Raw genomic sequence first — 21,444 nt, 5'->3', positions numbered from 1 at the left:
GATCATGCGCTTCGACATCGAGACCCGGGCCGCCCCCGAGCAGGTCCACCGCGCCCTGACGGACTTCACCGCCGAGCGGTTGCGCATCTGGCATCGCACTCTCGACCCGAAGACGTACGAGTTGCGTGCGCACGGACCCGGCTGGGCCGTCGCGCGGGAGAGCACCCCTCGGTCGCCGTTCTGGGTCGTCGCCCGCTACGACTGGACCGACCCGTACGTGGTCCGCTGGACCGTCGTCGAGAGCAGCTACGGTGGCGGCGGCCAGGGCGTCGTCCGGATCGTCCCCCGAGCCGGCGGAGGCAGCCGGGTACACGCCGAGTGGACCAACACCTCGCCCCGCCGGCAGCGGCTCCTGCTCCCGCTGCTGCACCTGGTCCCGAACCGGATGATCGGCCGGATGTGGGCCGCCGCGCTGAACCGATACGCCCTGACCCAGAACACCTGAGCCGAGCAGGCCCCAGCGGTCAAGATTCCAGCTCAGCCGTCACGGTCACGCGCTGCACCCCGGCGCTCGCGGCCCGCCGCCGACGGCCGTCAGCCGGATGACGCCGGCCGGCCGAGCACGGGCATGTCGTCCAGGTGTGTGCCGGGCTGCCAGGGCCAGCGAAGGTACCGGTCCGGCCAGACGATCTGCAAGGCCGCCACGGCGGACCCGGTGCCGGCGTAGAACTGCGCGGCAGCGGGCAGGTGGCGGTCCGGCTCGGTCACCGCGACGAACTGAACCGGATGACCTTCGAGAACGTCGTCGACGCACTGGCCGGCGGTGAATGTCCGTCGCCCCGCGATGACCTCAGCGGCAACGGCGCGCAGGGCGGGCCGGGAAATGTCCGGAGGCAACCCGAACAGGATCATCTCAGGATGCCCGTGGCCGGTGAGGCCGATCGTGTACCAGCACGTCTCCAAGGGAATCGGCTGCGGCACGAACTGCAGACTGACACCGGAGCGCTCGATCTCCTCGCCGATCCGGCCAAGTCCGATCTCCTGCTCACCGTCCGTCACAGCGTCACCTCCCGCCCGTCGCTGCCACTCTCGCCGTCACCGTTGAAATCCGGCGGGTGCCCTTCGCGCACCAGTTGCTACCCGGGAGATGAACACCCACACCTTGGCCTCCCGGCTACCGCCACTCCTCTGCACGCCGTCGTCCCGAACTGCCGAGTTGAGTGCGAAGGAAATCATCCTGCGGCATCGGCCAGCCGGAGGTCGATGAACGGGATCGTGTCACCTTCGAGCGTGTATCGGTCGATCTCGACGAAGCCGTGCCGTTCCGCGAACCGTAGACCCTCCTCGTTCGAGGCCAGGACGACCGTCTCGATGACCCGGGCGCCGATCTCGTACGCCGCGGTGAGCGCCCTGTCGTACATCTGCGCGCCGAAGCCTTGTCGCCGATGCTCCGGCAGGACGCGGACGATGACCGTCGCCGTGGCCCGGTCGTCCTTGGGCGGACGGATCGTCGAGCAGCCCACCAGCATGTCGCCGCGATAGGTGACGGTCAGGTGGTTGCGGCGGGCGCGCACGCGGATCTCATCGGCCGAGAGCGGACTCGTCGGGATGATCAGGTTGTGGGCGTGCTGCCAATCCGCGCGAAGGGCGTCGTCGCCGTCTGGTTGCACTGCTTCGAAGCGGAGATGGGGCACCCGGCGACCCTATTCGGGCCGGGCAACCCGCGACCTGGCGAGACAAGGCCGGAAGCGACGGCCGATGGAGCATCCCGGCTGCTGGCTGGCCGACGCACGCCGTGCCAAGAACAGTGTGGTGCGTCGAGTTGATCAAGCTGGGGTGGACCGCCATGCTCGCTCCGTGAGCGACCACTTCATCCGGTTGATTCCGTCGAACAAGCATTGGCAGCCCGACCCGGAATCAGCTGAAGCGGCGAGAACACCACCCGGATCTCCTGCTCCCACTGCGACGCGCCCGCTTCGCGGGGCCGGGTCGTCGGGCTCCGCCGCCGGTGCCCGGGATTGCGCCGCCCGAGACGGTGTCCTGCGCCGTATCGTGTCGGGGTGGCTGAGAGCGATGGCGTGCTCGGGGACGACCCGCTGGTCGACGGGATGCGTCTGTCCGTGCGGCTGCGGTACGACTTCTCGGTGACCGACGCCGGCCGTCTCCTCTCCGCGGCCCGTCGCCTCTACCAGGAGCTCGACCCGGGTGCGAGCGCCGGTGAGGCCGAGGCGATGGTGACGTGTGCCGCGGACGCGCTCTTCGTCGTCCTGGAACACGCGGGCCTGCTCGGCGAGGCGGTGGACGACCGGCTCGCCGGCTACCTGGGTGACGGGCTGGATGCGGGTGGGTCACGTGCTCAGGTCGTACCAAATGAGCCTTGGCCTCTTTCTGCCCGGCCCCGTGGGGATTGTTTTCGCACGGATGACGTCTTCGCCCTGCCCGACACGGGTCTTCCGGGCGAGGTGTCATGAGCCGGCGTGATCGGAGTTGACATCTACCAGACGGCTGTGGCTCGGATCAGTGCGTTGGCGTCGCGTTTGGCCTCTGTGGTCGATCTCCCGTCCGCGGGACAGCTCGCCGACATCTTTGCCGAGGTGGGATGGGGTGCCGGGTGGCCGGGGCGTTTCACCGTGGACGGACTCACGGCCGCCGTGTTCGCCGACTGGGGCACCGTCGCCATTCACGTCGATCTGGACGAGTTCGGCTGTCCGGGGGACCTGGACTTCGACGACTACGACACCGGTGAGGCCTACGATGCCGCCCGCGATCAGCTCTATCGCGACGCGGAGACGGCCATGCGGATCGTGGCCGGGATGCTCGGCCTGCAGCCGGCCGATCCGCTCGCGATCGACGTGCGTGCGGACTACGGCGAGCGGATCTTGTTGCGGACGGGGCATTGGGCGGTGGCCGTCGCCGTCGTACACGAGGACCCTGACCTGCCGATCATTCTGGAGGTGAGCCTCGCCTACGGCGCCGACCTCCCCGGCCGGCTGGCGCAGTTGGTGGGGCCGCCGTCCGGACACCATCCGGTCGACTGGGCGGGAATCTCGGCGTATGTCGGGCTCGACCTGCCGGATGACTACCGCTGGCTGTTGGAGAACTACGGACCCGGCACGTTCGGCGGCTACCTCACCTTGACCGCGCCAGCCGATCTACCGAAGCCGCGGTTCGGCCCGCTGACGGTCACCGGCAGCTGGCACCAGACCCTGCCGCTGGCCACCACCTCGGACGGGGCGGAGGTGTCCGCGATCCTGTTCCCGCGGTGGAGCGGCCTGAAGGTCACCGCGCCGCACCTGCCGGATCGCGAACTGGAGACAGGCTTCCTGCAATTCCTGGTGGTGCTCCTGTCCGGCGCCGAACACCTACCTCAGCTCCGAACCGGGCCGATATAGCGTCGCCCCCGTTTGCCGCTGAACGTCTGCCAGGATCTCGGATGTGACGATCGAGGAGCCCTGGCACATCAGCAGTTGGATGGACGTGGTTGACCGACCGGAGATCGTCGACGAGGCCCTCGACCGGGTCGACGAATACGCGGGCGTTGCTCTGCTCGCGCTCGTGCTCAACCACCCTGATCCGGCCGTCGCGCTTCCGCGGATCAAGCGTGCCCTGGTCTCGCCCCGCGCCCAGACCAGGGTCAACGCGTTGCAGTGCACGGGCCACTACGCCCGATTGCACGCGTCGGTCGACCCGGACCTGATGGCGTTGCTGAGTCGCGCCTTGACCGACCGGACCCGGGTCGGCGGCTTTCAGATCCGTGGCTATGCCGGTCATGCCGCAGACGACGTCGGCTCGTTCGCCCCACGGCAGAAGCTTCCGCGCTGGTTCCGCCGCCGGTACCCGGGACTGAACCTTCCGGCGACGTGATTGACGACCAGCGCACCGATCACCTGAACGCGGGCGGAACTCGTGCTCACGGGGCACGACCTGCTGAGAGGCAAGAATGATGAGCGACCGAGGCGGGCGTCATCCTCTGCACCAGGCGGCTCTGGTGAACGAAGTCTCCGCGGTTCGGCAACTCCTGGAGGCAGGGGCCGATCCGGACGTCGCGGACAAGCAAGGCTTCACGCCGTTGCACTGCGCAGCCCAGCAGGGTTCCCTGGAGGCGGCGGTCGCCCTGCTCGAAGCCGGTGCGGCGGTGGATCCGGTAAACATTCACGGCAACACACCCTTGTTCACGGCAGTCTTCAACTCGGGCGGGGATGGCGCGGTAATCACGCTGCTGCGGCAGCACGGGGCAGATCCGTTCGCGGTCAACACCTCCGGAATGACACCGGTGGGATTGGCGCGCCTCATCGCCAACTATCCGGTAGCGCAATTCTTCGACGATCTGCCCTGAGCGATCGGATCGGCTACTGCGCGCCGAGCGCGATGCCGCCAGGCGGTTGAGGGTGTCGCGGTTGTAGCGTTCGGCGCCATGTGGAACGAAGAGGTCGTGGCCGGGCGACCGGCTTGGCGGCATACCGCCTCCGGCGTGGTCTTTCGCGAGGTGCCGGGTGGCACCTACCGCATGGGGCTGTCCGAGGCGGAGCTGGCGGCAGTGCGCGCCATCGAGCGCAGCGGAGACGCCGAGGACACTCTCGAGCCGTTCTTCGCCGCCGCCGCGGAGGCCCAGCCGGTCCGGGAGGTGCGGGTCGAACCGTTCCTGATCGCCCGGCACCCGTTGACGGTCGAGCAGGTCCAGCACCGGTTGCCCGACTACGAGGACGACTACGCCGACGCGGACTCCAGCGCCGCCCGGCTCGAGGACGACCTGGACGAGCTGCTGGCGGCGCTGCCGTTCCGGCTGCCCAGCGAGGCCGAGTGGGAGTACGCGGCGCGGGCCGGCACGACCACCCTGACCTTCCGCGGCGACGGCAAACCCGGCGAGGATCAGCTGCTCGACGACTTCGGTGCTGAAGACCGGATCGCCGCGGCCGAGAACGCCTTCGGCCTGGCCGGGGTGGGCTCCGCGAACGAGCTCTGCGCCGACGTGTGGATTCCCGGGTTCGCGGACGCCCCGGCGGACGCTCGTCCACGCCTCGGCGACGGCCCCCGGGTCGTCCGCGGCGGTGCCGCCGACCTGTACCCGTGGCAGGGCTGCGACGAATGGCTGTTGCTGCTCGCCGCCACCCGCTACGAGCACAGCCAGTTCACGGCGGTCCGCCCGGCCGCCCCGGTGCCACCCCGCGGCTGATCGTGCAGTTGGCTGCAATATTGCAGAGGGATGCAATATTGAGTAGGGTCGACGTGTGAGTCAACCCGGACTGCGTGAGCGTAAGAAGCAGGCCACCCGCGACGCCCTGCGACTGGCCGCCCTGCGGCTGGCCGGGCTGCACGGCTGGGGCCAGGTGCGGGTCGAGGACATCGCCGCCGAGGCGGGCGTCTCCGTTCGCACGTTCAGCAATTACTTCGCCACCAAGGAAGAAGCGCTGCTGGCCACCGGCCACCAGCGGGCCGAGCGGATCATCCAGGCGCTGGCCGCCCGCCCGGCCGGCGAGCCGCTGTGGGCGGCGCTGACCGAGGCGATCGTGGCCGGCTTCGTCGTGGACGAGAGCGACATGCGCCAGATGGTGCTGCTGCAGAGCGCCCCGCTGCTCACCGACGAGCACCTCAAGACGTATGCGGTGATCGAGAGCGGGGTCGCCACGGCCGTCGCGTCCCGGATCGGCGCGGATGCCGACCGCGACCTCTATCCACGGCTGGTCGCCGGCGCCGTGCTGAGCGCGATCCGGGTGACGATGGAGCACTGGCGGCAGTCCGGAGCGGCCCAGCCCCTGGCGGCCGTGCTGCGCGACGCTCTCGGCCAGGTCGCGGCCGGCCTGCCCATCCGGGCGGAGCTGGGCAGATGAGCCCGGTCGAGGTGGTGATCGTCGGTGGCGGCCCCACCGGCCTGCTGCTGGCCGGCGAGTTGCGGCTCGGCGGCGTCGAGGTGATCGTGCTGGAGCGGCTGGCCGCGCCGACCGGGCTCTCCAAGGCGCCCGGCGTGACCGGTCGCGGCGCGCAGACGCTGCACTATCGCGGTCTGCTCGACCGTTTCGACGGCGCGGCCCGGGGCTCGGCCCGCTTTGCCCACTTCGGCGGCATCCCGCTGCCGGCGTCGGGCGCACTCACCCTGACGGCGCCGCAGGCGGAAGTCGAGCGTGTGCTGCAGGAGTGGGCGGTCGAGCTCGGCGCGCAGCTGCGCCGCGGCCATCAGGTGACCGCGCTGACCCAGACCGAGGAGCGGGTCACCCTCCAGGTCGACGGCCCGGACGGCGGTTACCGGCTGGACGCCCGCTACGTGGTCGGCTGTGACGGCGCCCGCAGCCTGGTCCGCCGGGCGGCCGGCATCGGCTTCACCGGCACCGAGGCCACCCAGATCTCCCGCTTCGGCGACGTCACGCTGACCGATCCGGACGCGGTGCCGCCCGGCATGCGGCGCACCCCGACCGGGCTGTTCACCGCGTTCCCGCTCGGCGACGGGGTGCATCGGGTGGTCGTCTCCGAATGGCGGACCGACGGCGACCGGGACGCCCCGGTGACCCTCGACGACCTGCGCGCGGCCGTCCGCCGGGTGCTCGGTGCCGAGGTGGGGATGAGCGCGCCCCGCTGGCTGTCCCGGTTCACCGACGCGGCCCGCCAGGCCGACCGGTACCGAGCCGGACGGGTGCTGCTGGCCGGGGACGCGGCGCACATCCAGTTGCCCGCCGGCGGTCCGGGCATGACGACCGGTCTTCAGGACGCCGCCAACCTCGGCTGGAAACTCGCCGCCCGGGTCCGCGGCGACGCGCCGGCCGGGTTGCTGGACACCTACCACGGTGAACGGCATCCGGTCGCCGAGCGGATGCTCACCTTCGTCCGCGCCCAGGGCCTGCTGCTCTCGCCCGGCCCGCACGTCGACGCGCTGCGCGAGGTCTTCGCCGGGCTGCTCACCGAGCCCACCACACTGCGGACCGTCGCCGACCGGCTGACCGGCCTGGACATCCGCTACCGGCCCGGCCCCCACCCGCTGATCGGCGGCTGGGCGCCCGACCTGGAACTGGACGGCGGCACGACGCTCGGCACCCTGCTGCACGCCGGCCGGCCGGTGCTGCTGGACCTGACCACCGACCGGCGGCTGGGGGAGGCCGCCGCGGGCTGGAAGGACCGGGTCGACATCGTCCCGGCCACCGCCGCCGAGCCGCTGGCCGGTCTGCTGGTCCGCCCGGACGGCTACGTCGCCTGGGCGCACGAGACCGGCGACGACGGCCTCATCCCGGCACTGACCACCTGGTTCGGTCCGGCTGACGGCCGCCGGTGGCCGGCTTCAGTGGGTGCCGAACCAGGCCAGGCCGGCGAGGCCGGCGGCGATGCAGTAGAGGGCGAACGGGTTCAGGGTTCTGGTCTCGAAATACCGGGTCAAAAACTTCAATGAGACGTACGCGGCGAGCCCCGCGACCAGGCTCCCGGCCAGCACCGGCCCGGCGACCCCGTGGCCGGCCGGCCCGGCGAGCTCCGGGAGCTTCAGCACGCCGGCCGCCAGGATCACCGGGGTGGCCAGCAGGAAGGCGAAGCGGGCGGCGTCCTCGTGGGACAGTCCGCGGAGCAGGCCGGCGCCCATGGTCACGCCCGAGCGGCTGATGCCGGGCAGCAGGGCGAGGATCTGCGCGGCGCCGATCACCGTGGCCTGTTTCCAGGTCAGGCGGGCCAGACGGTGGTCGGACTCGGTGTCGCCGTGGCCGGCCGACACGCCGGTCTGCGCCGACGCCCCGAGGTACACGCCGGTCGCGCCGTGGCCGGCCGGCACCGGGACGCGGCGCTCCGCCGTACGTCGGCGGATTCTTTCGACAGTGGCCAGCAGGAGCCCGTTGAGGAGCAGGAAGGCCGAGGCCGGGAGGGGTTTGCCCAGGGTGGTGCGGACGGTGTGTTCGAGCAGCAGGCCGGCGATCCCGACCGGGATGGTGGCGACGATCAGCAGCCAGGCCAGCCGCTGATCCGGGTCGCTGATCCGGCGGTCGCGGACCGAGGTGAACAGGCCGCGGACGATCCGGACCCAGTCGGCGCGGAAGAACCAGACCAGCGCGCCCGCGGTGGCGACGTGGACGGCGACCAGGAAGGCCAGGTACGGCGACTGGTCGGCGCCCAGGCTGAGGTCGCGCGCCCAGCTGCCGCCGATCGCGGCCGGCAGCAGGACGCTGTGCCCGAGGCTGGAGACGGGGAAGAGTTCGGTGACGCCCTGCAGCAGTCCGATGACCACCGCTTCGGGGTACGTGAGTGAGGGCACGGCCATGGTCGGGCATCGTTCCGGCCGCCAGGTGAGAAAACGCTGAAAGCGCCGCCCGGATCACTGACGGGTGATCGCGGCCGCCACCCGGCTGACCGGCTCGGCCAGGGCGTTGATCACGTCGGACAGCTCCTTCAGGTCGGCCTTGGACAGCTCGGTGTGCAGCCGGTAGCCGTCGCCGGCGCGGTGCTTGGCCAGGGCCGCGTCGACCGTGGCGAAACCGGCGTCCACCTGGGCGATCAGGTCGGGGGAGCGCTGCTGCAGGACCGGCCGGAGCGCGGCGATCGCGGCCTTGGAGCCCTCGATGTTGGCCGCGAAGTCCCACAGGTCGGTGTGCGAGTAGCGGTCCTCCTCGCCGGTGATCTTGCCGGTGGCGATCTCGTCGAGCAGGCTCTTCGCGCCGTTGGCCAGGGCCAGCGGGGACAGCCGGACGGCCGTCGAGCGGGCGGCGATCTCGGCGATGTCGGTGGTCAGCCGGTCGGCGATGGGTCCGGAGTCGCTGATGTCGCCGGTCTGCCAGAGGTCCTTCTCCAGGCGGTGGAAGCCGGTGAACTCGGCGCCGGGTTCGATCGTGTCCGCCCGGCCGTCGACCTTCGGGTCGAGGTCGCCGAAGCTGGAGGCGATCGGTTCGATGCGCTCCCAGTAGGTGCGGGCGACCGGGTAGAGCGCCTTCGCCTTGGCGAGGTCGCCGGCCTTGACGGCGTCGGTGAACTCCTTGGTCTTCTGTTGCAGGCCGGCGCTCTCGGTGGTGACGTAGCGCTGGTAGCTCGCGGCGGCCTCGGCCAGGGCCGCGTCCGCGGTCAGCGGCGCCGACGAGCCGGTGACGTGCAGGGCGGTGCGGACGCCGGCGCCGACCATGCCGGGCTTGCAGGTCAGCTGGTAGGCGCCGGCCGGCAGCTCGACGTGCAGGTCCCGGGTGACGCCCGGCAGGATGTTCTCCACCTCGCCGAGCACCCGGTCGCCTTCGGCGTAGACGTAGAACTCGGTGACCTTGGAGCCCTCGTTGCTGATCGCGAAGACCGCGGTGCCGGCGGGCGCGGTGCTCGCGGCCGCGGTGCAGCTGGTGTCGGCGGCGTGAATCGCGATCTTGCCGGTGGCGGCGGGGTCGGCCGGGGTGGCGGTGCCGGAGCAGGCGGTCAGGCAGGCGGCGGTGGTGCCGGTGGCGAGGGCGGCCGTGAGCAGCCGGGAGGTACGCATGGGGAGGACTCCTTGAGGGAAGGCTTGCCTAACTCCCCGAATCTCCTACAAGTTGTAGGTGTTCGTCAACTCCGACCATGGTGGAAGCTCAGAGCCAGGCGCGGGCCAGGTCCACGAAGGCCTCGGTGGCGACCGCGGCGATCGCGATCAGGCCGGTGCCGAGCAGGGCCGGCAGGATCAGGCGGCGCAGCAGGCGGGCCGGGGTCGCCTGGTGCAGGGCCCGGACCCGGCGGACCACGGCGCCGCCGTCGATGCCCAGCGCGGTGGCCGGCCCCGGGCCGGAGGCGGCCAGGGCGGCCCGGGCCACCGCCGCGGCGGTCAGCCGGCGGTCGCCGACCTGGGCCGCGGCCTCCTCGTCGGCCCAGCGCTCGACCAGGTAGGCGACCGCGTCGCGGACCGGGATCAGCAGCGGGTTCAGGGCGGCCGCTGCGGCGGTGGCGGTGGTCAGGCGGTGGTGCCGGTGCCGCAGGTGGGCCTGCTCGTGGGCGAACAGCACCTCGCGCTCGGTCGCGTCGAGCAGCCGGAGCAGGCCGGTGGTCACGAGCAGGTGGCCGGGGCGGCCGGGGGTGCCGGGGACGGCCACCGCCATCGGCCTGGTCCAGTCGGCGACGACCATGCCGTTCTGGACGGTGCCGACCGCGCGCAGGGCACGGTGGGTGACGGCCCTTCGTCGTACCTCGGCAAGCAGTTGAAAACCACCCACGAGCAGCAGGATCCCGGCGATCAGCGCGATCGGGCCGGGCACCGGCTCGGGCAGCTCCAGGGTGGGGGAGTCGTCCAGGGCGGACAGCGGCGGGACGTCGTCGAGCATGGTCAGCGCCAGCATGGTCAGCGACCAGGTGGACGCGGCGGCCGCGACGACCGCGGTGATCGTCAGCGTCCAGGCGGCCGGGCCGGGGGCGCCGCGGCCCGCGACCCACCGGGCGACCAGCGCCAGGGGCAGCGCCAGCAGCAGCGGAAGGTAGACCGCGAAGGTCATGCCGGCGGCTGTTCGAGCAGCTCCCGCAGGATGGCGACGTCGGCGGCGTCGAGCGAGGCGGCGAACTGCTGGAGCACGGCGTGCCGGTCGGTGCCGTCCGGCAGGGCCGCCCGCATCTGCGCGGCGGCGGCGGTCGCCGCGTCCTCGACCGGCCAGTACTCATGGCCGCGGCCGGCGCGACGGCGGTGCACCTGGCCCTTCTCGTGCAGGCGGATCAGGATGGTCTGCACGGTGTTGTACGCCAGGTCGTCGCCGACCTGCTGCTGCACCTGGGCCGCCGTCATCGGAGCGCCGGCCGCCCACAACGCGGCCATCGCCGCCGCCTCGAGGGTGCCCGGCCGTCGTCTGTCCTTCACCCCGTCAGGATAGCCAGACATGAGCACCTACATGGTGTAGGAGATAGGCTCGACGGCATGATCCTGCTTGGCTGCACCGGCGCCGCGTTCGCACTGCTCGCCCTCGCGGTGGCCGGTGGGTTCGGGCCGTTGCTGAGCTTCGACGCGTGGGTGAGCGAATGGGCGCACACCGTGGCGCTCGCCCATCCGCTCTGGCGGGCGATCATGTCGGCGATCACGGTGACCGGCAGCCTGTCGGTGCTCGGCCCGCTGGCCGTCCTCGGCTGCGTGATCCTGCTGGTCACCGGCCGGTGGCGGCAGGCCGTCCTCGTCGCCGTGGCGCTGACCGTCGTGCCGAGCGTGCGGCTGATCGTGCTCGCGCTGATCGCCCGGCCCCGCCCGCTCGACCAGCTCGCTCCCGCGTCGAGCTGGTCGTTCCCGTCCGGGCACAGCACCGCCTCGGCGACCGCGGCGCTGGTCCTGGTGCTGGTCTGCGGGCCGATGCTGCGCGGCCGGCGGGCCCGGGTCGCGCTGGCGGTGCTCGCCGGGGCGTGGGCGGTGGCGGTCGGGGTGAGCCGGGTCGCGCTGGTCGTGCACTGGCCCAGCGACGTGGTCGGGGCCTGGCTGTTCACGGTGACGATGGTGTGCGGCCTGGACCTGGCGCTGCGGCGGTTGCTCGACGCGCGGTCAGGGGCTCCGGTTGGGTGAACGGGGAGAGCTGGGGCGCCGGGTACGGCCGTACCCCCGGGAAGGTTTTGATCGGAATCGGGCCGGGGCCCGGCCGTGCCTGATGCCGGGCTGGGTCGGTGAGCTGCGCGGCCGGCGGACCCACATCGAGAGCAGCGCCGCGGCCACGGCCAGGAGGGCGAGGACGATCGTCACCAGGTGATCCTGGTCAACCGGCGCTGAGGTCACGCTGAGAGACGATCAGCGGGGCTCGGCCCGGTCGCGGCGGCGGGCGCGGAGCAGTTCGATGCCGATCGGCAGGACCGAGACGGCGACGATGCCGATCAGGATGAACTCGATGTTGTTCTTCACGAACGGGATCTGGCCGAGGAAGTAGCCCAGCGTGGTGACCCCGCAGCCCCAGAGAGTGCCGCCGAGCACGTTGTAGAGCAGGAACGTGCGGTAGTGCATGTGACTCGCGCCGGCCACGATCGGCGTGAACGTGCGCACGATGGGTACGAAGCGGGCCAGGGCGATCGAGCGGGCCCCGTACCTCTGGAAGAAGTTCTGGGCCTTGGTCAGATTCTCCTGCTTGAACAGGCGGGAGTCGGGGCGGCGGAACAGTGCGGGACCGAAGCGTCTGCCGAACAGGTAGCCGAACTGGTCACCGGCGATCGCGGCGATCGAGACCAGCAGGCACATCAGCCACAGCGGCTGGTGCAGATAGGTGCCGTCGGCGATCAGCAGGCCGCCGGTGAACAGCAGCGAGTCGCCGGGCAGGAAGAAACCGAACAGCAGCCCGGACTCGGCGAAGACGATCGCCAGGATGCCGGCCAGGCCGAACGTCGAGATCAGCCAGTTCGGATCCAGGAACTGCGGCATCGAGGCGTCCTTCGTCAGGGGTTGGAACGCAAAAACCTACACGATGTAGGTTTCCGATGCCGGACACGGTAAACCTGGCGAACGATCAGGCCGCCGGGTCGCGGCGGAGCAGGATCACCCAACCCGCGGCCACGCACAGGGCGATCGTGCCGGTCTGGACGAGGACGCCCGTCCCCAGGCCGGTGGCCCCGGCCGGATCGAACAGGCCCACCCAGTTCTGCCAGTAGTGGACCGGCAGGACGACGGCGACCGCGTGCAGGGCGTCCTGGCCGTTGAGCACACCGGCGAGCACGACGAAGCCGATCGCGGCGGCGAGCGCCTCCGCGCCGCGGGGCAGCAGCAGGCCCAGGGTGAACGCGATGGCGGCCATCGCGAGCATGCACAGCAGCAGGTACGCGGTGGCCGCCAGCGACCGGGCCGCCGCGCCCCCGGCGGTGAGGTCGGCGGCGCCGATGACGTGGAACGGATGCCAGCCGAACAGCACCGTGCCGGCGGCCAGGCCGGCCGCCGGCACGGTTAGCACGGCGAGCGTGGTGGCGACGGCGGTGGCGGCCAGTTTCGTGGCCAGCAGCCGGCCGCGGGTGACCGGGGCGACGTAGAGGTAGCGCAGGATGCCCCAGTCGCGGTCGGCGGACGCGATCGTGGCCGCCAGCAAGGCCACCACGATCGGCAGCTGCAGCGGGCCGATGAATTGCTGACTGGCCATCGCGTGGTTGAGGGCGGAGAACGGCGACGCGCCGAACAGGCCGCTCTCGGTGCCGTTGCGGTGCCCGGCGGACGAGGCGAACGACCACCCCGCGGCGATCGGCACGGCGGCCAGGCAGGCCAGCGCGATCATCGTCCGCAGACGCAGGATCTGGGTCCGGAGCTCACCGCGCAGCATCGCCGGCTCCTTCGGTCATCGCCAGGTAGACGTCCTCCAGGGACCGGTCCGCGGTCAGGAACGAGTCGAGCGGGCCGGCGGTCACCAGCCGGCCGTGGTTGAGCACCACGATGTGGCTGGCCAGCTGCTGGACCTCGGCGAGCTGATGGCTGGAGATCAGGACGGCGGCTCCGGCCCCGGCCCGGGCGGCCAGGTGCCGGCGCAGGGCCCGGACCTCGGCCGGGTCGAGCCCGTTGGCCGGCTCGTCGAGGATCAGCACGTCCGGGTCGCGCATCAGCGCGGCGGCCAGCATGAGGCGCTGCTTCATGCCCATCGAGTAGCCCTTGACCTTGCGATCGAGCGCCGAGCCGAGGCCGGCCAGCTCCAGCGCGTCGGTCAGCCCGGGTGGCGGCCAGGCCCGGCGCGACGCGCCCCACAGCAGGCGCAGGTTCGCGTTCCCGCTCAGATGGGGGACGAACGCCGGACCGTCGATCAGCACGCCGACCCGGTGCAGGACCGGCGCGCCCAGGTGGACCGCCTGGTCGGCGATCCGCACCGTGCCGGCGTCGGCTCTGGCCAGGCCGACCAGCATCCGCATGGTCGAGGTCTTGCCGGCTCCGTTCGGCCCCAGCAGGGCGCAGACCTGGCCGGCGCGCACCGAGAAGGTGAGCAGGTCGACGGCGTGCCGCCGGCCGTACCGTTTGGACAGCCCGTCCGCCCGGATCATGACCGGTGACGCAGGCCGAGGGTGGCCATCGCGGTGGACGCGCCCAGCGCGACGACGACGGCGGCCCAGCTGTACAGCGACGGCGTGGCCAGGAACCCGTGCTGGTCGTGGACGCCGGAGTGCACCTGCGGACCCCACGCCGCGACCGCGACGGTGGCCACCGCCATCGCGCCGGCGACCGTCCGGAGCAGGCCGATCCGGGCCGGCGCGGCCTGGCGCAGGGCCCGGGTGGCGGCCCAGGCGGTCGCGGCGACCACGGCGATCCCGGCCGCGGCGAGCACCAGGAAACCGGCGTGTCCGGCCGAGGTGGCCAGGACCAGCCGCAGGACGCCGTACCAGGCGGCCGCGCCGGCGAGCGGGACGGCCAGGTACTTCCACGCGCCCGGCTGCCGGAGCGCGGGCGCGGCGGCCAGCGCCAGCGCGAGCAGGGCCACCGCGGCCGCGGCCACCAGCAGCGCGTACGTGCCGGTCGCCCGGCCGGTGAAGTCCTCGGCCAGCTTCGCGAAGCCGATCCCGGCGACCGTGAACAGGCCGGTCGCCCACACCACTCCGTCGGACATCAGTGCACCTCCGTGAGCTCGGGCGGCCCCGAGGACCGAGTCGGCGATCAGTCCCGGTCGCCGGTGGATCCGCAGGTCGTGCAGCAGCTGCGCGTACTCCTCGCCGTAGCGGCGGCGCCAGGCGGCCGGGTAGCAGGCCACCAGCGTCCGCACCAGACGCCCGTCGCCGCTCATGCCGGCGCCGTCCCGAGCCGGCCCAGACTCAGGGCGGCCAGCCGCTGCATCCGGGTCGCCTGGGCGGACAGCTCGGCGGCGCCGGCCGCGGTCAGCCGGTACGGCCGGCGCCGCCCGTCCGCGGGCAGGCCCTCGATCAGGCCGCTCTTCTCCAGCCGGGTCAGCGCCGCGTAGAGCGTCCCGGGGCCGAGCGTCACGCCGACCTGCTCGGCGATGTCGGTGGTCATGGCGTAGCCGTGCTTCGCACCGTCGGCCAGGCTCGCCAGGATCAGCAGGCCCGGTTCGGCCCAGCGGCCGAGGTCGTCCACCATCTCTACTCCGTCCGTCGCTATATCGTCCAACGTACTACGCGGGGCGATATAGCGACAGGGGGCTCCTGAGGATTCCCTGAATCGGGTCGATAGGAGCGGCGCGGCCCACGGCGCTACGGTGCGACGGTGAGCGACAGCGTGGACGCACCACCCCGGGTCCTGGTCGTCGAGGACGACCGGGACGTGGGCTCGGGACTGGCCGGCGCGCTGGCCCTGGACGGCTACGAGGTCCGGTGGGCGCGCACGTCGGCGGACGCGGCACGGCTGGTGGGTGACCGCGTACCGGATCTGATTCTGTTGGATCTCGGTTTGCCCGACGGTGACGGCCTGGAGCTGTGCGCGTCGATCCGGGAACGGTCCGCCGAGGTCGTCGTGGTGGTGGTGACCGCCCGCACCGACGAGGCCGACGCGGTCCGGGCCCTCGACGGCGGCGCCGACGACTTCGTGATGAAGCCGTTCCGGCCGGTCGAGCTGCGCGCCCGGCTCCGGGCCCACCTGCGGCGCCGCGGCGACACCGGGCCGCCGGAGCTGTCCGCCGGGCCGGTGCGGCTGGACCAGCGCGCCCGCCGGGCCTGGGTCGGTGGCCGGGAGATCGAGCTGCGGCCGAAGGAGCACGAGCTGCTCGCGGTGCTGGTGGCCGCGGCCGGCGAGGCGGTGCGCCGGGAGCACCTGATGGACGTGGTGTGGGACGAGCACTGGTCGCGCTCGACCAAGACCCTCGACGTGCACGTGGCCAGTGTGCGCCGCAAGCTCGCCGACGCCGGGGACCGCTGGGACCGGATCGCGACGCTGCGCGGCTACGGCTACCGGTTCGAGACGGACTGAAACGGGACCAGCAGGGCGACGCGCGGGTGCGGCCCGCGGCGGCGGATCAGCAGGGACCCGCCGACCCGCTCCACCATCCCGGTCACCATGGTCAGGCCGTTGCCCAGCGGCGCCCCGTCCGTGAACCCGTCACCCTCGTCGGTGACACTGATCAACACCGATTTCCCGTACGGTTCGACGGTCACCGTGACCGTCCCGCGCCCGTGCCGGATCGCGTTGTCCAGCAGCACGTCCAGGCTCTGCCGCAGGGCCGGCCCGCTCAGCGTGACCAGGTCGTCGACGTCGCTGCGCAGCAGCACCGGACGCTCCGGGGCATGCCACCGCCGCACGGCCTCGGCGGCGATCCGGCCCGGGTCGCCGGCCCCGGCCCCGGTCCGGCCGCGCAGCGCGACCAGGTCCGCGATCGTCGTCTCCAGGTCCCGGGCCCGGGACAGCGCGGCCGGCACGTCCGGCTCCGGCCGGTCCAGGGCGAGCACCAGCCCGGCCAGCGGCGTCCGCAGCTGGTGGGAGGCGTCCCGGACGAACTCGCGCTCGTGCCGGACCAGCTCCTCGATCTGGGCGGCGCTGTCCCGCAGGGCGTCCCCGGCGGCGTCCGCCTCGGTGCTGCCCCAGCGTGGCAGCCGCAGGTCGTAGCGGCCGTCGCCGAGTCCACGGGCCGCCCCGGTGAGCATCTCGAACGGCCGGGCGATCCGGGCGGCCGAGTGCCGGGCCAGCAGGATCGCCACCGCGATCACCAGCAGGGCGAGGCCGGCGAGCAGCCCCCAGATCCGGTAGCTGCTGGCCCGCAGCCGGTCCAGCGGTACCGCCGCGCGGACGCTGCCGGCGACCGTGGTGTCCGAGATGACCGGCATCACGACGGCCAGGTCGGCACCGTCGTCCCCGTCGTGCTCGTGCCCGTCGACGGCCTGCGCGGCCAGCGCCGAGCGGGCCGGCCCGGTGCCCGCGAGCCGGTCGCCCCGGGCGTCGTAGACCGCGATGCCGGCCGGGACCCGCAGCGACGTGCCGGGCCCGAGGAAGTCGTCCGGCACGGCGGCGACCGCGCGGGTGGCGTCGCGCTGCAGCCGGGCCAGGGCCTGACTGGTCACCAACTGGTCCAGCACGATCGCCAGCGGCAGGCCGAACAGCATCAGGGACAACGCCACGACGAGCAGGATCGCGTTGCGCACCCGGGTTCGCATCACCTACGTACTGTAGGAAGGCGGCAGGCAAAATGCTCCTTTACCTTTCGCTGACCGGGCGCTGGCCGGGGCTTCCCTAGCGTCGCCGGCATGCCACGAATCAACCCCTGGGTCGCGCTCGTGCTCCTCCTCGCCGCGTGCGGCCACTCCGGCACACCGACCGCCCCGGCCACCGCTCCGGCAGCTCCGACCACTGCTTCGGCAGCTCCGGCCGCGTCCAGCGGCGCGCCGGCCGGTCCGGAGAAGGCCGTGCCGGCCGAGCAGAACCCGCCCGGCGACATCCCGGACAACATCGCCTTCGTCGAATACACCAACGCCGCCGGGAAGTACCGATTCACCCATCCGGAGGGCTGGGCCGAGAAGACCCAGGGCGCCACGGTCACCTTCACCGACAAGCTCAACGGCGTCCAGGCCACCGTCGGCTCGGCCACCACCACGCCGACCGGCGCCTCCGCCACCGAGCAGGACGTGCCCGCCCTGCGGAGCGGTCAGGCCGCGTTCGAGCTGCGCGGCATCACCGAGGTGAGCGTGCCGGCCGGCGCGGGCGTGCGGATCGTCTACCGCCGCAACTCGGCCCCGGACCCGGTCACCGGCCGGCAGTACCGCGACGAGGTGGAACGCTACGAGATCGTCGCCGGTGGCCGGGAGGTGATCGTCGAGCTGTTCGGCCCGGTCGGCGCCGACAACGTCGACGCGTACCGCACGATGATCAAAAGCCTGAAGATCTCATGACCCCCCTTCTTGCGTACGGCCTGCATCGCTTCTACCGGCGTGGCGGCACCGAGATCGCCGCCCTGCGGGACGTCTCGCTCACCTGCGCGGCCGGGGAGACGGTCGCCGTCACCGGCCCGTCCGGCTCCGGCAAGTCCACGCTGCTGCACCTGCTCGCCGGCCTCGACGACCCGGACGGCGGCTGGATCGACGTCGCCGGGCACCGGCTGAGCCATCAGCGCCCGGCCCGGGCCGCCCGGCTGCGGGCGGCGCACCTCGGCGTCCTCACCCAGAGCAGCGGCCTGCTCGGGCACCTGAGCGTGCGGGAGAACATCCGGTTCGCCGCGTCGCTGAGCGGCCCGGGCGGCCCGTCGCCGGCCGACCTGATCGACGGGCTGGGGCTGACCGCCGTCCGGGACAGCCTGCCCCGCACCCTGTCCGGCGGCGAGACCGCCCGCGCCGGGCTCGCGGTCGCCCTGGCCGGCGCCCCGGACGTGCTGCTCGCCGACGAGCCCACCGCCGAGGTCAGCCGGGACGAGGAGAGCACCATTCTCGACCTGCTCACGCACTGGCGCCCGGCGCACGGCGCCACCGTGATCGTCACCCACGCCGCGGCCGTCGCCGAGCACGCGGACCGGGTGCTGCACCTGGTCGACGGGAGACTGACGTGATCCTGTCCGCCACCGGCATCACGGTCGCGATGGCCGGCCGGATCGTGCTCGACGACGTGTCCGTCCAGGTGGCCGCCGGCGAGCAGCACGCGGTGACCGGCCGCTCCGGCTCCGGCAAGACCACCCTGCTGCTCGTGCTGGCCGGGCTGCTCGTGCCGTCCACCGGGACCGTCGACCTGCGACTCGGGGCGGCCGAGGTGATGTACGTACCGCAGGCCCCGTCCCTGGTCCCGGAGCTGACCGCGGTGCAGAACGCCACTCTCGGGCTGCGGATCCGCGGCGTCGCCCCGGCCGAGGCCCGGGACCGGGCCCGCGCGCTGCTCACCGACTTCGGCCTGGACGGCGTGGACGACGCGCTGCCCGCCGAGCTGTCCGGCGGCATGCAGCAGCGGGTCGCACTGGCCCGCGCCCTGGCCGTGCGCCCGCGACTGCTGCTCGCCGACGAGCCCACCGCCGCGCTGGACCAGGTCACCGGCGCGCACACCCTCGACGTCCTGACCGGGTACGCACGGGACTCCGGCGCCGCCCTGATCGTCGCCACCCACGATCCGGCCCTGGCGGCGCGCTTCCCGGCCCGGACCGCGATCGCCGCCCAGGAGGCGCTCCGATGACCTTCCGCTACGTGCTGCGCGGGTTGCTGCGCCGCCCGGCCGAGACCGTCGCGGCGGCCGTCGCCGTCGCGCTGACCGTCGCCTTCCTCGTCCTGCTCGGCGCGTTCACCGCGCAGACCGGCGCCCGGCTGACCGACCGCGCCGCCGCCCGGGTGCCGGTCGACTGGCAGGTGCAGGTCACCGCGGGTGGTGACCCGGCGAGCCCCGGCACCGCGCTCGCCGCGGTGCCGGGGCTGACCGGCTTCCGGGCCGTCGACTACGCCAAGGTCCCCGGCCTGACCGCGACCTCGCCCGGCAACGGCACCCGGACCACCGGCGCCGCCTACGTGGTGGCCCTGCCCGCGGACTACCCGGCGTTCGCCCCGAGCGAGATCCGGATGCTGCTCGGCGCCGGTGGGGCGGTGCTGCAACAGCAGACCGCGTCCAACCTCGGCGCCGCCCCCGGCGACCCGGTCACCGTGCTCGGCGCCGGCCGGCCCGTCCCGGTCACCGGGGTGGCCGAACTGCCCAACGCCGACTCGTTCTTCCAGGTCGTCGGCGCCCCGGCGGGCTCCGGCGCGACCGCGCCGCCGGACAACGTCCTGCTGGTCGGCCCGGAGCGATTCGCGGCCCTGACCGCCGGCGCCACGGTCGTGCACCAGTTCCACGTCCGGCTGGACCGCGCGTCCCTGCCCGCCGACCCGGCGCGGGCCGCGGCCGAGGACACCCAGCGGGCCAACCACTACGCCGCGGCGGTGGCCGGCGGTGCCCTGATCGGCGACAACCTGCAGGTCGCACTGTCCGCGGCGCGCGAGGACGCGATCTACGCCCGTCTGCTCGTGCTGCTGCTCGGCGTGCCCGGCCTGGTCCTCGCCGCGGTGGTCACCGCGCTGGTGGTCTCGCTGCGCAACGACCGGCAGCGCCGCGACCTCGCCCTGCTGCGGCTGCGCGGGGTCACCCCGCGCCGGGCGGCCCTGCTGCTCGGCGGTACCGCCGTCCTCGACGGGCTGCTCGGCGCCGGTCTCGGGGTCGCCGCCGCGATCGTGGCCTCCCGGGCCGGGCCGTTCGGGCCGGTGACGCCCGGCTGGCTGACCGCCGGCGCGATCACCGGGGTGCTGCTCGCGGCCGGCACCGAGCTGGCCCCGGTCGCCGGCACGCTGCGCGGCACCGCGCCCACCATCGCGGACACGGTGCACCGGATGCCACCCACCCGCCTGCCGCTGCCCCTGCGACTCGGGCTCGACCTGCTGCTGCTGGCAAGCTCGGCGATCGTCTTCTGGCTGACTGCCCGCGGCAAGTACCAGGTGGTGGTGGTCCCGGAGGGCGTTCCGGTCACCTCGGTCAACTACGCCGCGCTGCTCGCCCCGGCCCTGGCCTGGCCGGGCATGGCCCTGCTGATCTGGCGGGTGACCGTGCTGATCCTCGACCGCCCGGCGCGGACACCCGCCGCGGACCCCGGCGGCCGGTTCCGGGACCTGCGCCACGACGTGGTCCGCCGCCGGCGGGTGCTGATCGCCCGCGGGGTGACCGGGCTGGCGGTCGCGGTCGCGGTGACCGTCTCGGCCGCGGTCTTCACCCACACCTACGACCAGCAGGCCCGCCTGGACACCGCGCTGACCGTCGGCTCGGACGTCGCCGTCACCGTCGCCCCGGACAGCACCACCGGCCTCGACCCGGCGATCGCCGCGGTGCCCGGGGTCAGCGCCGTCGAGCAGGTCAGCCACCGGCTCGTCTACGTCGGACCGGACCTGCAGGACCTGTACGGCATCGACCCCGCCACCGTCGGCCGGGCCGCCCCGCTGCAGGACGCGTTCACCCCGGGCAGCTCGATCCGCGACGTGTTCGCCCGTCTCGCCGCCACCCCGGACGGCGCGCTGCTGTCCCAGGAGACGCTGCACGACTACCAGCTGCACCCCGGCGACCAGGTGCGGCTACGGCTCAAGGACGCGACCGGCGCCTATCGGGCGGTGTCGTTCCACGTCGTCGGCGTGGTCACCGAGTTCGCCACCGCGCCCCGGGACAGCTTCGTGCTGGCGAACCGCTCGTACGTCGCCGCGGCGACCGGCCTGACCGCCGTGCAGACCCTGCTGGTGCGCACCCCGGCGCCGGCCGCGGTGGCCGCGGCGATCCACGCGCCGCAGGCCGCGCTGGTCAACGACATCACCGCGCCCCGGGTCGCGGTGCCGTCCGCGTCCGGCCTGGCCGCCGGCAGCCTCGCCGGGCTGTCCGGGCTCACCCTGGCCTTCGGGGTGCTGCTGGCCGCGGCCAGCGCTGGCCTGGTCCTGGTGGTCGGGGCCACCCAGCGCCGCCGATCGATCACCGCGCTGGCGGTGCTCGGCGCCTCGGCCCGGCAGCGGGCCGGGCTGCTGTGGACCGAGGCGCGGATCCTGACCGCCGCCGGGGTGCTCGGCGGACTGGTCACCGGGGCGCTGCTCGCCGCCGAGCTGATCAAGGTGCTGACCGGCATCTTCGACCCGCCGCCGGAACAGCCGGCGATCCCGTGGACGTTCGTCGCGCTGGTCACGGCGGCGGTCACCGCCACGGCGCTGCTGGCCACGCTGGGCTCGGCCCGCTGGGCGAACCGGGTCGACGCCGCCCGGCTGCGCGACCTCTGA

General features: G+C 73.2%; 26 protein-coding genes. 14 read left to right on the top strand and 12 right to left on the bottom strand.

The window, feature by feature from the left end:
• The first annotated feature begins 4 nt into the window (after nt 1-4).
• On the top strand, nt 5-445 hold the full coding sequence (locus L3i22_RS33095; protein ID WP_221321413.1) for a hypothetical protein: 441 nt from the start codon (nt 5-7) through the stop codon (nt 443-445).
• A gap of 89 nt (nt 446-534) precedes the next feature.
• Here L3i22_RS33095 and L3i22_RS33090 read toward each other — a convergent pair whose 3' ends face one another.
• Both L3i22_RS33090 and L3i22_RS33085 read right to left on the bottom strand, forming a co-directional pair.
• Nucleotides 535-999, bottom strand: a complete 465-nt coding sequence (locus L3i22_RS33090; RefSeq protein ID WP_221321412.1) for a DUF4262 domain-containing protein — start codon at nt 997-999, stop codon at nt 535-537.
• Between the two features lie 173 nt (nt 1,000-1,172).
• Nucleotides 1,173-1,634 (bottom strand): GNAT family N-acetyltransferase, encoded by a 462-nt coding sequence (locus L3i22_RS33085; RefSeq protein WP_221321411.1) that lies wholly within the window; start codon nt 1,632-1,634, stop codon nt 1,173-1,175.
• Between the two features lie 366 nt (nt 1,635-2,000).
• Between L3i22_RS33085 and L3i22_RS33080 the strand changes: the two genes are divergently transcribed.
• From L3i22_RS33080 to L3i22_RS33050, 7 genes are all read left to right on the top strand, one after another.
• Nucleotides 2,001-2,411, top strand: coding sequence for a hypothetical protein (locus tag L3i22_RS33080; protein ID WP_221321410.1), 411 nt, complete (start codon nt 2,001-2,003; stop codon nt 2,409-2,411).
• A 159-nt stretch (nt 2,412-2,570) separates the two neighbouring features.
• Nucleotides 2,571-3,332, top strand: coding sequence for a hypothetical protein (locus tag L3i22_RS33075; protein ID WP_221321409.1), 762 nt, complete (start codon nt 2,571-2,573; stop codon nt 3,330-3,332).
• A 43-nt stretch (nt 3,333-3,375) separates the two neighbouring features.
• Complete coding sequence (locus tag L3i22_RS33070) at nt 3,376-3,804, top strand: hypothetical protein (RefSeq protein WP_221321408.1); 429 nt, start codon at nt 3,376-3,378, stop codon at nt 3,802-3,804.
• 76 nt (nt 3,805-3,880) lie between these two features.
• Entirely contained in the window at nt 3,881-4,276 is a 396-nt protein-coding gene (locus L3i22_RS33065; protein WP_370644263.1) for an ankyrin repeat domain-containing protein, read from the top strand.
• Between the two features lie 78 nt (nt 4,277-4,354).
• Nucleotides 4,355-5,113 (top strand): SUMF1/EgtB/PvdO family nonheme iron enzyme, encoded by a 759-nt coding sequence (locus tag L3i22_RS33060; protein WP_221321406.1) that lies wholly within the window; start codon nt 4,355-4,357, stop codon nt 5,111-5,113.
• Nucleotides 5,114-5,168: 55 nt separating this feature from the next.
• The gene (locus L3i22_RS33055; protein ID WP_221321405.1) at nt 5,169-5,768 is read left to right on the top strand and encodes a TetR family transcriptional regulator; all 600 of its coding nucleotides are present in this window, start codon (nt 5,169-5,171) and stop codon (nt 5,766-5,768) included.
• A complete protein-coding gene (locus L3i22_RS33050) occupies nt 5,765-7,312 on the top strand; it encodes an FAD-dependent monooxygenase (protein ID WP_221321404.1) in 1,548 nt (515 codons plus the stop codon). The genes L3i22_RS33055 and L3i22_RS33050 overlap by 4 nt, the downstream gene beginning before the upstream one ends.
• Here the strand turns inward: L3i22_RS33050 and L3i22_RS33045 are convergent.
• The 4 genes from L3i22_RS33045 to L3i22_RS33030 form a co-directional block, all read right to left on the bottom strand.
• A complete protein-coding gene (locus L3i22_RS33045; protein WP_221321403.1) occupies nt 7,205-8,167 on the bottom strand; it encodes an undecaprenyl-diphosphate phosphatase in 963 nt (320 codons plus the stop codon). The two genes, L3i22_RS33050 and L3i22_RS33045, sit on opposite strands and share 108 nt — an antisense overlap.
• Nucleotides 8,168-8,221: 54 nt before the next feature.
• Entirely contained in the window at nt 8,222-9,358 is a 1,137-nt protein-coding gene (gene efeO / locus L3i22_RS33040) for an iron uptake system protein EfeO (protein ID WP_221321402.1), read from the bottom strand.
• 88 nt (nt 9,359-9,446) lie between these two features.
• The gene (locus L3i22_RS33035; RefSeq protein WP_221321401.1) at nt 9,447-10,337 is read right to left on the bottom strand and encodes a M48 family metalloprotease; all 891 of its coding nucleotides are present in this window, start codon (nt 10,335-10,337) and stop codon (nt 9,447-9,449) included.
• A complete protein-coding gene (locus L3i22_RS33030; protein ID WP_255657352.1) occupies nt 10,334-10,693 on the bottom strand; it encodes a BlaI/MecI/CopY family transcriptional regulator in 360 nt (119 codons plus the stop codon). Before L3i22_RS33030 ends, L3i22_RS33035 begins: the two co-directional genes overlap by 4 nt.
• A 57-nt stretch (nt 10,694-10,750) precedes the next feature.
• Between L3i22_RS33030 and L3i22_RS33025 the strand changes: the two genes are divergently transcribed.
• Nucleotides 10,751-11,380 carry a phosphatase PAP2 family protein gene (locus L3i22_RS33025; RefSeq protein WP_221321399.1) on the top strand — a complete coding sequence of 210 codons (630 nt, stop codon included), beginning with the start codon at nt 10,751-10,753 and terminating at the stop codon, nt 11,378-11,380.
• Between the two features lie 219 nt (nt 11,381-11,599).
• Here the strand turns inward: L3i22_RS33025 and L3i22_RS33020 are convergent, their stop codons facing one another.
• The 5 genes from L3i22_RS33020 to L3i22_RS33000 form a co-directional block, all read right to left on the bottom strand.
• Nucleotides 11,600-12,220: a DedA family protein gene (locus tag L3i22_RS33020; protein WP_221321398.1), complete on the bottom strand. Its 621-nt coding sequence runs from the start codon at nt 12,218-12,220 to the stop codon at nt 11,600-11,602.
• A gap of 85 nt (nt 12,221-12,305) precedes the next feature.
• The gene (locus L3i22_RS33015; RefSeq protein WP_221321397.1) at nt 12,306-13,103 is read right to left on the bottom strand and encodes an ABC transporter permease; all 798 of its coding nucleotides are present in this window, start codon (nt 13,101-13,103) and stop codon (nt 12,306-12,308) included.
• Nucleotides 13,090-13,809: an ABC transporter ATP-binding protein gene (locus tag L3i22_RS33010; protein WP_221321396.1), complete on the bottom strand. Its 720-nt coding sequence runs from the start codon at nt 13,807-13,809 to the stop codon at nt 13,090-13,092. The genes L3i22_RS33015 and L3i22_RS33010 overlap by 14 nt, the downstream gene beginning before the upstream one ends.
• Nucleotides 13,806-14,543, bottom strand: coding sequence for a hypothetical protein (locus tag L3i22_RS33005; RefSeq protein ID WP_221321395.1), 738 nt, complete (start codon nt 14,541-14,543; stop codon nt 13,806-13,808). The genes L3i22_RS33010 and L3i22_RS33005 overlap by 4 nt, the downstream gene beginning before the upstream one ends.
• Entirely contained in the window at nt 14,540-14,854 is a 315-nt protein-coding gene (locus tag L3i22_RS33000) for a PadR family transcriptional regulator (protein WP_221321394.1), read from the bottom strand. The genes L3i22_RS33005 and L3i22_RS33000 overlap by 4 nt, the downstream gene beginning before the upstream one ends.
• A gap of 126 nt (nt 14,855-14,980) precedes the next feature.
• Between L3i22_RS33000 and L3i22_RS32995 the strand changes: the two genes are divergently transcribed.
• Nucleotides 14,981-15,679, top strand: a complete 699-nt coding sequence (locus tag L3i22_RS32995; RefSeq protein WP_221321393.1) for a response regulator transcription factor — start codon at nt 14,981-14,983, stop codon at nt 15,677-15,679.
• On the opposite strand, the gene L3i22_RS32990 is transcribed toward L3i22_RS32995, so the two are convergent.
• Nucleotides 15,658-16,857 carry an ATP-binding protein gene (locus tag L3i22_RS32990; RefSeq protein WP_370644553.1) on the bottom strand — a complete coding sequence of 400 codons (1,200 nt, stop codon included), beginning with the start codon at nt 16,855-16,857 and terminating at the stop codon, nt 15,658-15,660. The two genes, L3i22_RS32995 and L3i22_RS32990, sit on opposite strands and share 22 nt — an antisense overlap.
• A gap of 90 nt (nt 16,858-16,947) precedes the next feature.
• Here L3i22_RS32990 and L3i22_RS32985 point away from each other — a divergent pair, with 90 nt between their 5' ends.
• From L3i22_RS32985 to L3i22_RS32970, 4 genes are read left to right on the top strand one after another with little or no spacing between them, the layout of a single operon-like run.
• Nucleotides 16,948-17,589 (top strand): hypothetical protein, encoded by a 642-nt coding sequence (locus tag L3i22_RS32985; RefSeq protein WP_221321391.1) that lies wholly within the window; start codon nt 16,948-16,950, stop codon nt 17,587-17,589.
• The gene (locus tag L3i22_RS32980; RefSeq protein WP_221321390.1) at nt 17,586-18,239 is read left to right on the top strand and encodes an ABC transporter ATP-binding protein; all 654 of its coding nucleotides are present in this window, start codon (nt 17,586-17,588) and stop codon (nt 18,237-18,239) included. Before L3i22_RS32985 ends, L3i22_RS32980 begins: the two co-directional genes overlap by 4 nt.
• Entirely contained in the window at nt 18,236-18,850 is a 615-nt protein-coding gene (locus tag L3i22_RS32975) for an ABC transporter ATP-binding protein (protein ID WP_221321389.1), read from the top strand. Before L3i22_RS32980 ends, L3i22_RS32975 begins: the two co-directional genes overlap by 4 nt.
• Complete coding sequence (locus L3i22_RS32970; protein WP_221321388.1) at nt 18,847-21,444, top strand: ABC transporter permease; 2,598 nt, start codon at nt 18,847-18,849, stop codon at nt 21,442-21,444. Before L3i22_RS32975 ends, L3i22_RS32970 begins: the two co-directional genes overlap by 4 nt.

The sequence above is a fragment of the Actinoplanes sp. L3-i22 genome (genome assembly GCF_019704555.1).
Taxonomy (GTDB): Bacteria; Actinomycetota; Actinomycetes; order Mycobacteriales; family Micromonosporaceae; genus Actinoplanes.
Note: the sequence above shows the minus strand (reverse complement) of the source record. Positions and strands in the feature narration are given on the sequence as shown.

What these genes read in the sequence shown, in the direction of transcription:
- L3i22_RS33010 (WP_221321396.1), bottom strand. Translation starts at nt 13,809, where the DNA reads ATGATCCGGGCGGACGGGCTGTCCAAACGGTACGGCCGGCGGCACGCC.
- L3i22_RS33025 (WP_221321399.1), top strand. Translation starts at nt 10,751, where the DNA reads ATGATCCTGCTTGGCTGCACCGGCGCCGCGTTCGCACTGCTCGCCCTC.
- efeO (WP_221321402.1), bottom strand. Translation starts at nt 9,358, where the DNA reads ATGCGTACCTCCCGGCTGCTCACGGCCGCCCTCGCCACCGGCACCACC.
- L3i22_RS33005 (WP_221321395.1), bottom strand. Translation starts at nt 14,543, where the DNA reads ATGAGCGGCGACGGGCGTCTGGTGCGGACGCTGGTGGCCTGCTACCCG.
- L3i22_RS33020 (WP_221321398.1), bottom strand. Translation starts at nt 12,220, where the DNA reads ATGCCGCAGTTCCTGGATCCGAACTGGCTGATCTCGACGTTCGGCCTG.
- L3i22_RS33050 (WP_221321404.1), top strand. Translation starts at nt 5,765, where the DNA reads ATGAGCCCGGTCGAGGTGGTGATCGTCGGTGGCGGCCCCACCGGCCTG.
- L3i22_RS33095 (WP_221321413.1), top strand. Translation starts at nt 5, where the DNA reads ATGCGCTTCGACATCGAGACCCGGGCCGCCCCCGAGCAGGTCCACCGC.
- L3i22_RS33060 (WP_221321406.1), top strand. Translation starts at nt 4,355, where the DNA reads ATGTGGAACGAAGAGGTCGTGGCCGGGCGACCGGCTTGGCGGCATACC.
- L3i22_RS33045 (WP_221321403.1), bottom strand. Translation starts at nt 8,167, where the DNA reads ATGGCCGTGCCCTCACTCACGTACCCCGAAGCGGTGGTCATCGGACTG.
- L3i22_RS33065 (WP_370644263.1), top strand. Translation starts at nt 3,881, where the DNA reads ATGATGAGCGACCGAGGCGGGCGTCATCCTCTGCACCAGGCGGCTCTG.
- L3i22_RS33015 (WP_221321397.1), bottom strand. Translation starts at nt 13,103, where the DNA reads ATGCTGCGCGGTGAGCTCCGGACCCAGATCCTGCGTCTGCGGACGATG.
- L3i22_RS32970 (WP_221321388.1), top strand. Translation starts at nt 18,847, where the DNA reads ATGACCTTCCGCTACGTGCTGCGCGGGTTGCTGCGCCGCCCGGCCGAG.
- L3i22_RS32990 (WP_370644553.1), bottom strand. Translation starts at nt 16,857, where the DNA reads ATGCGAACCCGGGTGCGCAACGCGATCCTGCTCGTCGTGGCGTTGTCC.
- L3i22_RS33035 (WP_221321401.1), bottom strand. Translation starts at nt 10,337, where the DNA reads ATGACCTTCGCGGTCTACCTTCCGCTGCTGCTGGCGCTGCCCCTGGCG.
- L3i22_RS32985 (WP_221321391.1), top strand. Translation starts at nt 16,948, where the DNA reads ATGCCACGAATCAACCCCTGGGTCGCGCTCGTGCTCCTCCTCGCCGCG.
- L3i22_RS32980 (WP_221321390.1), top strand. Translation starts at nt 17,586, where the DNA reads ATGACCCCCCTTCTTGCGTACGGCCTGCATCGCTTCTACCGGCGTGGC.
- L3i22_RS33000 (WP_221321394.1), bottom strand. Translation starts at nt 14,854, where the DNA reads ATGGTGGACGACCTCGGCCGCTGGGCCGAACCGGGCCTGCTGATCCTG.